Below are 11,421 nucleotides of genomic sequence, written 5' to 3'. Positions count from 1 at the left end.
ATTTCAAGCATTAGCCCATTCCCTCCGCGAATGTCCTTCATACAGTATAAGGTGCCTTAGTTGAATTGCTGTGTACAGCCATTAGTTCATGAGGAAGTTGGATGTATTGAAATCAAAAACGAAGCTCACCGGGCGAGTTATCTTCAAAGGAGATCCAGGGTATGATGCAGCACGCAAAAATTGGGATCCTCATACGGACAAATTTCCTAAAGTATTTGTATTTGCACAAAAAACAAGAGACGTGGCAAACGCCATCAAATGGGCTCGTGAAAATGAGGTTCCCATTCGGCCCAGAAGCGGGAGGCATTCGCTGGAAGTCAATCTTTCACAGGTCAATGGCGGGATCGTTATTGATGTAAGTGACATGAACACGATCAAGCTCGATAAAAAAAATGGAACAGTCGTTGTAGGCACAGGCAATAGCGTAGGCAGAATTGCCAATACACTTGCACGCCAAGGTTTCATCGCTCCCTTAAGCCAAATATGACCCGAGAAATGTGTTCAACAATCCTCAAAGTATTACTCCGGCTCGTAGATAGCTGCAATGACATGCCTTTTATTTCTTCTACATGATATATAAATAAATAACCAAAGCCGCTCACCCGTCAATGTGACGAGAAGCGGCTTTGGTTTGTAAGCCGACGAATATGTGGCTCTGCTTAATTCATGTACGGGCTCGTATTTTAGCGTTTAACCGCTTCTCCAGCGAATACTTCAACGTTCATTGGAGCGGCCATGAATGCTGCTGCTTGCTGTACGAAAGTCTGGAAATGTGCACTTGTGTTGTGGGAAGCTGTAGCAGCCTCGTCTTTCCACAATTCAATCATCGTGTAATGATGTTCGCGTTCTGTACTTTTGGCGAGATCATAGCTGATATTGCCTTCTTCATTGCGTGTTGCAGGAATCAGCACTTTCGTTGCTTCCAAAAAAGCCTGTTCCTGATCTGGTTTAACTTGCAAGTGAGCGTGAATGATAATCATAATATTCAACCTCCATTAGTGTATTTAGCATGTTGTTCGTGTTTCTGAACGTAAATTGTGCTGGAACATGTGTAACACGGCCTACTATTATGCCCAAGTCGTAATTGTCTCAACAGGCAGACGGTAGGAAGGATGACCTTCTTTGGCCGATTTACCGATAGAGATCAACATAACGGGTTGGTAACGATCTTTATCCATGCCGAAGGCTTCAGCAATTTGATCTTTCTCATAACCACCGATTGGGTTAGTATCATAACCGTGAGCACGTGCAGCGAGCATCAATTGCATGGAAGCCAGACCTGCGTCAATCAGATTTACATCGCGAAGAGCGGAAGCGGGCATATTTTCGTAATAAGGCAATACTGTTTTGAGCTGCATATCCCTAACTTCTGCTGGCATATAACCGAGCTCTACAGCTTTACCAAAAATCTCTTCAATATACTCGGCATTGTTCATATCAATAAATACGCCAATTACTGCGGCAGAAGTCAAAACTTGATTCTGATTGAATCGGGCGAGAGGAGCAAGCTTTTCTTTGCCTTCAGCCGTATCTACAACGAGAAAACGCCAAGGTTGCAAATTGATGGAGGATGGAGCACGAGAAGCTTCTGCCAAAATTTCTGTCATTTCTTCCCGGCTGATTTTCACTTCAGGGTCGTATAGTTTTACAGACCGGCGGCCGTAGGTAATTTCGTTAAAATCATTTGTCTTTTGAAAAGTGCTTTGGAATGTACTCATGTTATGGTTCTCTCCTTATATATGGGTTTAGAAATTGTTCTGCATACGTTCCAGGAAATCAGCGAGCGCTTGAACCTCGTCTTCACTGAAATCCTGCAAAATCTGATTGATAAAATTGGTCTTCTCAGCTTTGTAGCCTTCGATTTGCTTCCGTCCTTCGTCCGTAAGGCGAACAAAGGTAACGCGGTTGTCTTCCGGATTTTTACGTCTGGTGACCATCGAGTCGGCTTCAAGCTGCTTCAGATGGCGAGTGATCGCCGCACTGTCGATATTAATGATCTTCTGCAGCATGGACTGATTAATCTCGTCAACCTGATCCAACTCATGCAAAATCTCAAAGCGAGATGAGCTGATGCCCGTACAGCGTTCGAACTTGGGGCTGATCTTGTTGCCCAGCCCGTTAAGCAGATTGATGATCTGCTCTTCCTTGGAAAAAACACGTGTCATGACTTGACCTCCCGCGTGAATCTCGACCATGAACAACGGCTTATGTGAATAACATACATAAAGTTGCCATTATACAGTGCCATTACCTTAGTCAGTATCAGTAATATCTGCTAAATTAATCATTGACGTATCAATATTTGATGCATCAATTATTGATGGCTCAATTAATATATCACGGCTGTTTTGATTTTGCAACAGGGTAGAAAATGTTGCTGATGCTGGCGCTATTATCCCGCTACATGTACATTGCAGTCCGTATAGGGTGTCAAGGAGGAGAAGTTAATATATTGATTATTTATCTTATTGAGAATTATTATCAACTAATTTATAATTAAATGAAATGTACATAATGAGCGAAAAGAACAGGCAGTTCATAACAGCAGTGGCGTATTATATGATTTTGTACAAAGCCATTCTGGCCTTGCTCTGTGGAGTTGCAGTTGGATCGTATAAAGAATTTACTATTGGGAGCTAAAAAATAGAGTGTAATCAGTTCATCAGAGAATCGGATCAGACCAGGGAGGGGACGTGAGCATGGAGGAAAATGATTGGATCAAACGACTGGAGCAACTACATTTCTCTGCTGTCCACGTCTGCCATTACTCTAGCAATCCGGGGGCTGTTCAGCGTCGGATCTGGAAAAGGTTCGCCATTTGCAGGGTCATCGCTGGCAAGGGATCTTTGTCTATGGATAACGTTTTACATACGGTGTCTCAAGACGAGTGGTTTTTGTTGAAGCCAGGAATGCATGTGGAGTTTCAGACGGATATGGAAGCACCTGTCCGATATCAGATCATTTTATTTTCATGTGTTACACTTACCCGGCGTCGGAATGTTTGGCATACCGAGGCATTTGATCTCCCTGTGACGGGCAAACTTAATATTCCTATTCCTTCCAATACACGTGATATTCAGGAGATGATGGATACCCTGGTGAGTGGAAAGCACTCCATCACGAGTCTGGAAAAGACGCGCAGGAAACATCTTTTGCATCAGTTGTTGATTCAATTAATGATGCACCTGAAAGAAGCAACTCCAGCTGTAGCAGGGATGGATCTGGCACTTGAATATATGACGCATCAGTATATGGAAGACATTCGAATTGATCAGATGGCCCGCATGGCAGGGCTTAGTGTGAATCATTTTATAAGAACATTCAAACGGCAATTAAATATGACCCCGATTGAATATATACTGAAACTACGTATGGCGAAGGCCAAGCAGCTGTTATTTTCTTCAGATAAAATCAAGGAAATTGCAGAGCAAGTGGGTTATAAGGACGAGCACTATTTCAGCAGAGTCTTCAAGAAAAACGAAGGAATCGCCCCAACGTTGTATATGAAAAATAAAGTGAATCGCATTGCCACCTTGTATTACGGGTTGGACGATTATGTGATAACGCTCGGTTTGAGGCCAGTATCCGCTTTATCCTATGGTCAGAGGGTGGCTCGTCATGTTGCCATACCTGCGCTTCAAGCACACAGTCATCAGGGACTTATCCTGGATAGCTTCAATCAGAACTATGATGGTTTGAGGCGAGTCCAACCGGACCTGATCATTACAAGTGATCGTTTGGAGCCAAATGACTCCTTGCATCGTATCGCGCCTACCACCATGCTGGAGCACACCAACCATTTTGGCGAGAGGCTTCTGTATATGGCGGACATTATGGGCCGCACCGAACAGGCTGTACAGTGGATTGAACAGCATGCTGAACTGAGCCGGGTTCTTCGAGGGCGCATTCAATCGAGGTGGGGGAAACAGAGTGCCATGTTCATCCGGGTGACTTCTCATTTCTACCGAATGTATGGATTGAATAACCAGACAGGGGCCCTGTTGTATGATGATCTGGGATTTTATTTGCCTCGTGATTTTCCGGAACAACAGTGGGCTGTGGAGAGTAAAGTTCGCGATTTGCAGTTATACGACGCGGATCATGTGTTTGTAATGGTTGATCCCACAGAAGAGGCACGTGCTCAACTGAGGCAATTGCAGCAATCCAGTGAATGGTTGGCATTAAAGGCTGTTCAAGAAGGCCATGTATATAATGCAGGAGATATTTTCTTCAAAACGCTGGGTCCAACTGGACGCATGTGGGCCATGCGATATGTGGCAGAGCAACTTGGGCTTACCTTACGGTGATTTTGTGCAAGAGAAGAGAGTGGAATAGTCCATGGTAAGCCTGTTCGCTTTTCCCTACTATAGTGATAATGATTATTATTATTAAATAGTAGAGGGGATTTACTACAAATGGTAAGACAGAGAGCAGCAACGATGATACTGTTGGCCCTGCTTGTGCTCGTTCTGACGGCATGTGGCAAGGCATCAGAAATAACGGAAGTAACGCCTCCGGAACAGGTTACACCTGTGGAAGAGAGTGGTACGCAAACGATTGAGCATCTTAAAGGAACAGCGGTTGTACCGCAAAAGATAGAGCGTATGGTGGTATTATCTGCTGCTTACATCGATCACATGTTGACGATTGGTGAGAAACCAGCAGGCGTTAATGTAGAAGTTCGTTACGGAGGAGATTATTTGCCTTACCTTGCAGATCAGCTTGCCGGCGTTCCAACGGTAGGGTCGGCAGATAGTCCTAACCTGGAGGCTATCCTTCAGATTGATCCGGATGTCATCGTTATTGAGAGTCGAACTGCGGAGAGTACGTATGATCAGTTGGAGAAAATCGCTCCGACGATTGTACTTGGTACCGAATGGCTGGATTATGCTGATGATACAACGTATTGGACACAGGATCTGTTGACCATTGCCGGGATGTACAACAAAGTGGATCTGGCAAAAGAAAAGATAGCCGAGGTAGAGCAGCAGGCGAAGCAACTAAAAGCGAAGATCGAACAACTGGATCAAAAAAAGCTGGCTTATCTGCGTGTAAGAGAGAAGACCTTGCAAATTTACGCGGCAAAAGGACATCCAACCAACACACTTTTGTATCATGATCTTGGATTTGTGCCAACGGCTGTGACACCTGCCGAACAACGTGAGGACCTGTCCATGGAGAAAATTGCAGAGGTGGATGCTAATTTCGTAGTTCTGGAGATTGACCCGAATGCCGATGAGTATTTAAACAGCATCAACGCAAGCTCACTCTGGAAGGGAGTACCAGCTGTTGGTGCAGATCAGGTCTATACGACAGATTCGTTCTGGTTGTTTAAGGGCTGGGGAGCGATTGGGCGAAGCGAGATTATCAACGAAGTTGAAGACATGATTCAATAGATGAGACGTTATCCAAGACATGACTATTTAGAGATGTCGGAAGCATTACAGCAATTTTTTGTGACGACGATTCGAGCGACTTGCGATGATTCCAAGTATCCTTTCCGTGTAAAGGATCTGCTGAATGAAGAGAAACGAAACTTGATAATGGGTGAACAGGCTATGCAGCAAGGGTTACAATTGGGCGGCAAAGGAAGTGCAGCCGTCGGTACACTTTTTGCCAAACGTTACTCCGTATTCGTTATGTCCGTAATCTCAGCATTCAGTCTATACGATACTATACTTAGCATTGCAGACGATGATGTGCGGTTTGAATTGAATGGAGCAGGTGGCATGCGATATGAGACTCGGCTGGAGAGAACCTCTCTGGAGGCTGAAGATCCTGTTCAGCGCACGTCAGAGAGTGGCTTGCTCAAGAAAAGAGTGCTGCTACATCTGGAACCTGTCCTGCGAGCGGTAGCCGTCGGTACAGGAGCGAACGATAAGGTCATGTGGTCTCTGGTTGCACATAATGTGCAACAATTGTATGCACGTATGATCAATGATCAGAGCATATGGAAGACAGATGAACGGCTTGCAAAGATTCAAGCAGATCAAAGCCTCTGGCTGGATCGGCAAAACGATAATGCATGTACATTTGCCAATGAGCTACAGCGCTTCGAACATTCCGGGTGGCAGGGACCGCCGTTCTTGATACGCCGATATTGTTGTTTGGCATATCAGGTTGGGAGCGGCAGTCACGCACATGCATATTGTAACAGTTGTCCGAAGCTGGATTCGGAATCCCGATTGCGCAAACTTCTCCAGCAGTAAACAGACACTCTTGTACCGCATGGTACGAATCTGTTTCAGACAATCCATGTTCTCTTCGGTTTTCAGTGGATAGAATCTAAGATCGACAAGCTACACAACCTGCAGCGGCTTGAGCCAGGGTCTGCGGGTTTGTTGGCTTTGTACAGGGTCGCGATACCTTTGCATTGAGGGATAGTATTCGTTATACTTCAAGCTATTGATCAATTAATCACTAACTATTGGAGGACGGATTATCATGGCTAAGGATACAGCAGCGTCGGCTAACCGGCGAAATGATATTATCTCTGCAGCGATTGAGGTCTTCGCGGAAATTGGCTATTATCGTGCAACGACAGCCCAAGTGGCTGAGAAGGCACAGATCTCACAACCGTATATATTTCGTTTTTTCAAAACCAAAGAAGCGCTATTATTAACTGCACTTGAGGTCTCGTGGACTCGGGTGATTGAATCGTTTCGAAGTGTAGTGGAGAAGGCGACACCAGATCAGTTGGAGAATGATCTCATTGAAGCCTACGATAAGATTCTGGAATCTCACAAGAATGAACTCTTGCTTCAGATGCAGGCGCAAACGATCCGGGAAGAAGTTATTCGTCAGGCCATGCAAAAAGGCATTAGTGATGTAAGAACCATGGTACTGGAAGCTTTCACAGCTGCAGGCATTGCCAATCCAACGCAAAGAACGATGATATTTCTGGCAATAGGCATGTTATGTAATGTATCGACTGCGCTTGATATGCCAGAGCTTAAAGACAGATAGAAAGGGAGGTTTGGCCCTTTTTTTATTTTAGTTATTGATCAATCACTAAATGTGCGCTATAGTCATACTCAGTTAGTAATTGATCAATAACCATATGGATATGAAAGAGGTTGATATGAGATGAAAAAGGCAATCGTTATTGGAGCGACAGGTGGTACAGGTGCTGCAATTACAGAAGAACTGGTTAAAAAGGGGATTCCAACGATCGCCTTTGGTCGTTCGCTTCCAAAGCTGGAGCAACTTGCAGAAGAGCTGGGATTACCGAATCATCTTCAGATTGCTGTTGGTAATGCTTTTCAACCGGAAGATATCGTTGCCGCTGCTCAAGAAGCGGATATGATGTTTCATTGTGCGAATGTACCGTATCACGAAATGGAGAGCAGATTGATTCCGCTGGGTGAATCTGTTATGCAGGCAGCCGAACAATTGGGACTGAAGATCGTGGTAATTGACGGGATTTATCCCTATGGCAGAGCACAAATGAAAGAGGTAACGGAGGAGCATCCGAAGCAACCCCATACTCGAAAAGGGAAAACCCGACTGGCCTATGAGCAGATGTTATTTGCTAACAAGTGGACTAAGGCTCAAGTAATGATTGTTCGATTACCGGATTATTATGGGCCAACGGCCAATCAGGCTTCCTATTTGGGATCTACTCTTGAAGCGATAGCGAAAGGAAAGATGGCTTTTTTTATCGGAAATATGAAGACACCACGAGAATATATCTATTTGCCCGATGCAGCTGTTATGGTAGTAGAATTAGCAGGGAAGGACCACGCTTATGGGCAGAACTGGAACATTCCTGGCTCGGGAACGATATCAGGCAAAGAACTTGTACGAATTGCGCAAAAGGCAGCGGGTATATCCAAACCAGTTTTGGCTTTAGGGAGAATCGGGCTGTCGTTGATCGGGCTGGGTGAACCGGTAATGAGAGAAATTGTGGAGATGTTATATTTGACACGAGATCCTCTGGTGTTAAGCAAAAAGAAGTATGAGAGAAGCATCGGTCCGATTGAGGCGACGTCGTTTGAGGACGGAATTACACGGACCATCCTGGAATTACAGAAGAGATAGCATCATGATTTGCCCGATTGTAATTGATTAATCAATAAATCCTATTATGCATAAATTGCATGACTCAAAGTAGTGCAGTTATCTGCTATTTTAATGGGCGCGCACAAAACCTGTCCGGGGCATAGTGTGTACTAATGAAAATACGGAAAACGTATATGGTGTACAAGGAGGGGGATTTTCTTGTGAGCTATGTGTCTAAAAAAGAGCGCAAAATTTCCTCAATCAGTACAAGTACACGGAAGCCCAAGAAAACTCATCTTACCCGAAAAGCTAAACGCAAATCAAAGAAGAGAAGGGTACTTGTAAAGAAAAAAAAGCATACATCCCGATGTCTTCTTTTTCGTGGACCAAGGGGATGTAGAGGATTTCGTGGGGGAACTGGAGTTACCGGAGCTACTGGAGTTACAGGTCTAACTGGGGCGACTGGAATAGAAGGCAAAAAAGGTAACACAGGAGCAAGGGGGCCGACAGGACTTATTGGAATAACCAATATTATGGGGTTAACTGGCCGTACGGGGGCTACTGGAGCAACAGGGACAGCTGGTATTACCGGTTCAACTGGATTCACAGGCATAACGGGTGTGACAGGAATGACTGGTGATCCAGGTGGCTTAGGAGCAACCGGGGCAACAGGTATTACAGGAATAACTGGTCCAACTGGTGCGACAGGCATAACAGGTGAAACCGGTATAACTGGAGCGGTAGGCGTTACCGGAACAACTGGAATTACTGGTGCTACAGGAACGGCAGGGGCCACGGGTGCTGCGGGAGTCACTGGTACAACGGGAGTTACAGGAACCACAGGCGTAACAGGAATTACAGGCGAGACCGGGGCTACTGGATTGACTGGAGCAACTGGTGTAACAGGCGAAACGGGAGTTGCCGGATTCACAGGAACCACCGGCATAACCGGTCCTACCGGAGCCACGGGCACAACTGGAATTACAGGAGCTACGGGTATAACAGGTGCAACGGGGGTTACGGGTTCTACCGGTTCCACGGGCGTAACAGGGATAACAGGCGAGACTGGAGCTACTGGATTGATTGGAGCAACCGGTGCAACAGGAGTTACGGGAGTTACTGGATTTACAGGAAGCTCCGGCATAACCGGTATTACGGGAGCCACGGGCCCGACTGGAATCACCGGAACGGGTGCGACAGGAACGACAGGTGTTACAGGTACAACCGGGGTCACTGGCACCACTGGTGCAACAGGAACAATGGGGGATACAGGTCTTACCGGAGCCACTGGTTTTACAGGGATAACAGGAGCTACCGGATTGACTGGAACAACCGGTGCAACGGGAGTTACCGGGTTCACGGGAACCACCGGCATAACCGGTCCTACCGGAGCCACGGGGACAACTGGAATTACTGGTTCAACGGGTATAATGGGTGCGACAGGCGTTACCGGTACAACCGGGATCACTGGCACCACTGGAGCAACAGGAACAACGGGTCCTACCGGAGTCACTGGTTTAACAGGGATAACAGGAGAAACCGGAGCTACTGGATTGACTGGAGCAACTGGTGCAACAGGCGAACCGGGAGTTACTGGATTTACAGGAACTACGGGTGCTACGGGCATAATTGGAATCACTGGTGCAACGGGAACCACGGGAGAAACCGGAGCCACGGGTATAACAGGAACAACGGGGGATACCGGTCCTACCGGAGCCACGGGCGTAACAGGTGCAACAGGCGAGATCGGGGCTACTGGATTGACTGGAGTAACCGGTGCAACAGGTGAAACGGGAGTTACCGGCATAACCGGTATTACGGGGGCTACGGGCCCGACTGGAATCACCGGAGCTACGGGTATAACAGGTGCGACAGGGGAGACAGGTGTTACCGGTACAACCGGGGTTACTGGCACCACCGGAGCAACAGGTACAACGGGGGTTACGGGCATTACCGGAGCCATGGGCGTAACAGGTGCAACAGGCGGGACTGGAGCTATTGGTTTGACTGGAGTAACTGGTGCAACAGGTGAAACGGGAGTTACTGGATTTACGGGAACCACGGGGACAATGGGTACGACAGGCATTACTGGTACAACCGGGGTCACTGGCACAACGGGAATCACCGGAGCCACAGGCGTAACAGGAATAACAGGCGAGACCGGGGCTACTGGATTGACTGGAGTAACCGGTTCAACAGGTGAAGCGGGAGTAACTGGATTTACAGGAAGCACCGGTGTAACCGGTATTACGGGAGCCACGGGGACAACTGGAATTACTGGAGCTACGGGTATAACAGGTGTAACAGGAATAACAGGTGAAACCGGAGCAACGGGTACGACAGGCATTACCGGTTTAACGGGTCCTACCGGCCCCACGGGTCTAACAGGTGCAACAGGCGAAACCGGGGCTATTGGATTGACTGGAGCAACCGGTGCAACTGGTCTAACCGGGATCACGGGTACTACAGGTACTACCGGCATAACTGGTGCAACGGGAATCACGGGAGAAACAGGAGCCACTGGGATTACTGGATTTACAGGTACAACGGGTGCAACAGGAGCAACAGGTCCAAATTTTGCATCACAAGGTTTTTCCGCTTTTCTGGCAACTCTATCGACAGCAACAAGCACCCAGTTAACCAACTGGACAACAACAAGTCCTTATTTCGGAAATGCCAATTTTAATGCCACGACAGGCAATTATACCGTACCCGCAACTGGAAGATATTCCATTAAAGCCACGATAAACTATGCAACAACAGCAGCTATCGCACTGTCGCTGGGAGCGGGGGTTAACCCGGCTTTCCTTGTCCAGAGAACTTCACCAACGGTCACGACCTTAGTTAGCGGATTATTACCTGTTCTGAATATCGCTGTCACCTTGCTCACATTGAGAGCAGTATTGGGAAGTAGTTCTGTGACGCTTGCAGCGGATGTAACGTTGAATGCAGGGGATGTGATTGGCCTTTTCTATGCTGCAAATGGTCTAACAATAACGCTGAACCTTGGGAGTGGGGCGACTAATGGAATTGTATGGTCGGTATATGAATTGACGTAAAGACTTTCACAGACAGGACCCTATTGACATAGAGATAAGAATCAATTAGATTAACGGATATTCCTCATCATTCAAATGGTAAGCGAGGTGATTCCATGATTCCTATTTTGGGACGCATTAACGAATTAAGCAGAAAGCAACGCAGCACTGGCCTGACAAGAACAGAACAAGCCGAACAGCATGAGCTCAGACAACAGTATTTGAAGGCGATTCGAGGTCAGGTGCTTACAACGATGCTGGGTATGTCCGTCGTGGACCCTTTGGGCAACGATGTCACGCCTGAGAAATTAACGAATGAGAAATTACAGCGTCGTGAACAGGAAGGCAAGTAGATTTCTCTTTTGCGACTTATTCATGAGAC

General features: G+C 46.7%; 10 protein-coding genes and 2 pseudogenes. 9 read left to right on the top strand and 3 right to left on the bottom strand.

Going from position 1 to position 11,421, the window contains the following annotated elements; genetic code table 11:
* Positions 1–88 precede the first annotated feature (88 nt).
* Together PPA03S_RS09910 and PPA03S_RS34350 are read left to right on the top strand one after the other, a co-directional pair.
* A pseudogene (locus PPA03S_RS09910) lies at positions 89–472 on the top strand (FAD-binding oxidoreductase); the annotation flags it as partial.
* A gap of 22 nt (positions 473–494) precedes the next feature.
* Positions 495–539 (top strand): annotated as a pseudogene (locus PPA03S_RS34350) (hypothetical protein); the annotation flags it as partial.
* 144 nt (positions 540–683) lie between these two features.
* On the opposite strand, the gene PPA03S_RS09905 reads toward PPA03S_RS34350, so the two are convergent.
* From PPA03S_RS09905 to PPA03S_RS09895, 3 genes are all read right to left on the bottom strand, one after another.
* On the bottom strand, positions 684–980 hold the full coding sequence (locus PPA03S_RS09905; protein WP_062322262.1) for a putative quinol monooxygenase: 297 nt from the start codon (positions 978–980) through the stop codon (positions 684–686).
* An 87-nt stretch (positions 981–1,067) separates the two neighbouring features.
* Positions 1,068–1,718 (bottom strand): nitroreductase family protein, encoded by a 651-nt coding sequence (locus PPA03S_RS09900; protein ID WP_062322260.1) that lies wholly within the window; start codon positions 1,716–1,718, stop codon positions 1,068–1,070.
* 27 nt (positions 1,719–1,745) lie between these two features.
* Positions 1,746–2,165 carry a MarR family winged helix-turn-helix transcriptional regulator gene (locus PPA03S_RS09895; RefSeq protein ID WP_062322258.1) on the bottom strand — a complete coding sequence of 140 codons (420 nt, stop codon included), beginning with the start codon at positions 2,163–2,165 and terminating at the stop codon, positions 1,746–1,748.
* Between the two features lie 534 nt (positions 2,166–2,699).
* Between PPA03S_RS09895 and PPA03S_RS09890 the strand changes: the two genes are divergently transcribed.
* The 7 genes from PPA03S_RS09890 to PPA03S_RS09860 all read left to right on the top strand — a co-directional run bounded on the left by PPA03S_RS09890 (position 2,700) and on the right by PPA03S_RS09860 (position 11,392).
* Positions 2,700–4,307, top strand: a complete 1,608-nt coding sequence (locus PPA03S_RS09890; protein WP_062322256.1) for an AraC family transcriptional regulator — start codon at positions 2,700–2,702, stop codon at positions 4,305–4,307.
* 108 nt (positions 4,308–4,415) lie between these two features.
* A complete protein-coding gene (locus tag PPA03S_RS09885; RefSeq protein ID WP_062322254.1) occupies positions 4,416–5,396 on the top strand; it encodes an ABC transporter substrate-binding protein in 981 nt (326 codons plus the stop codon).
* A 33-nt stretch (positions 5,397–5,429) separates the two neighbouring features.
* Complete coding sequence (locus tag PPA03S_RS09880) at positions 5,430–6,209, top strand: hypothetical protein (protein ID WP_157284045.1); 780 nt, start codon at positions 5,430–5,432, stop codon at positions 6,207–6,209.
* 235 nt (positions 6,210–6,444) lie between these two features.
* Positions 6,445–6,966, top strand: a complete 522-nt coding sequence (locus PPA03S_RS09875) for a TetR/AcrR family transcriptional regulator (protein WP_062322250.1) — start codon at positions 6,445–6,447, stop codon at positions 6,964–6,966.
* Between the two features lie 120 nt (positions 6,967–7,086).
* Positions 7,087–8,040 (top strand): SDR family NAD(P)-dependent oxidoreductase, encoded by a 954-nt coding sequence (locus PPA03S_RS09870; RefSeq protein WP_062322248.1) that lies wholly within the window; start codon positions 7,087–7,089, stop codon positions 8,038–8,040.
* Between the two features lie 182 nt (positions 8,041–8,222).
* Positions 8,223–11,060 (top strand): beta strand repeat-containing protein, encoded by a 2,838-nt coding sequence (locus PPA03S_RS33855; RefSeq protein ID WP_281189038.1) that lies wholly within the window; start codon positions 8,223–8,225, stop codon positions 11,058–11,060.
* A 95-nt stretch (positions 11,061–11,155) separates the two neighbouring features.
* Positions 11,156–11,392 carry a DUF896 domain-containing protein gene (locus PPA03S_RS09860; RefSeq protein ID WP_062322246.1) on the top strand — a complete coding sequence of 79 codons (237 nt, stop codon included), beginning with the start codon at positions 11,156–11,158 and terminating at the stop codon, positions 11,390–11,392.
* Positions 11,393–11,421 lie beyond the last annotated feature (29 nt).

The sequence above is a fragment of the Paenibacillus pabuli NBRC 13638 genome, assembly GCF_001514495.1.
In the GTDB taxonomy this organism is placed as follows: domain Bacteria; phylum Bacillota; class Bacilli; order Paenibacillales; family Paenibacillaceae; genus Paenibacillus; species Paenibacillus pabuli.
The sequence above is the reverse complement of the archived record's forward strand: the minus strand, read 5'-3'. Positions and strand labels throughout refer to the sequence as shown.

Coding starts and splice junctions, on each gene's coding strand:
- PPA03S_RS09885 (WP_062322254.1), top strand. CDS start 4,416: ATGGTAAGACAGAGAGCAGCAACGATGATACTGTTGGCCCTGCTTGTG.
- PPA03S_RS09905 (WP_062322262.1), bottom strand. CDS start 980: ATGATTATCATTCACGCTCACTTGCAAGTTAAACCAGATCAGGAACAG.
- PPA03S_RS09875 (WP_062322250.1), top strand. CDS start 6,445: ATGGCTAAGGATACAGCAGCGTCGGCTAACCGGCGAAATGATATTATC.
- PPA03S_RS09880 (WP_157284045.1), top strand. CDS start 5,430: ATGTCGGAAGCATTACAGCAATTTTTTGTGACGACGATTCGAGCGACT.
- PPA03S_RS09895 (WP_062322258.1), bottom strand. CDS start 2,165: ATGACACGTGTTTTTTCCAAGGAAGAGCAGATCATCAATCTGCTTAAC.
- PPA03S_RS09900 (WP_062322260.1), bottom strand. CDS start 1,718: ATGAGTACATTCCAAAGCACTTTTCAAAAGACAAATGATTTTAACGAA.
- PPA03S_RS09890 (WP_062322256.1), top strand. CDS start 2,700: ATGGAGGAAAATGATTGGATCAAACGACTGGAGCAACTACATTTCTCT.
- PPA03S_RS09860 (WP_062322246.1), top strand. CDS start 11,156: ATGATTCCTATTTTGGGACGCATTAACGAATTAAGCAGAAAGCAACGC.
- PPA03S_RS09870 (WP_062322248.1), top strand. CDS start 7,087: ATGAAAAAGGCAATCGTTATTGGAGCGACAGGTGGTACAGGTGCTGCA.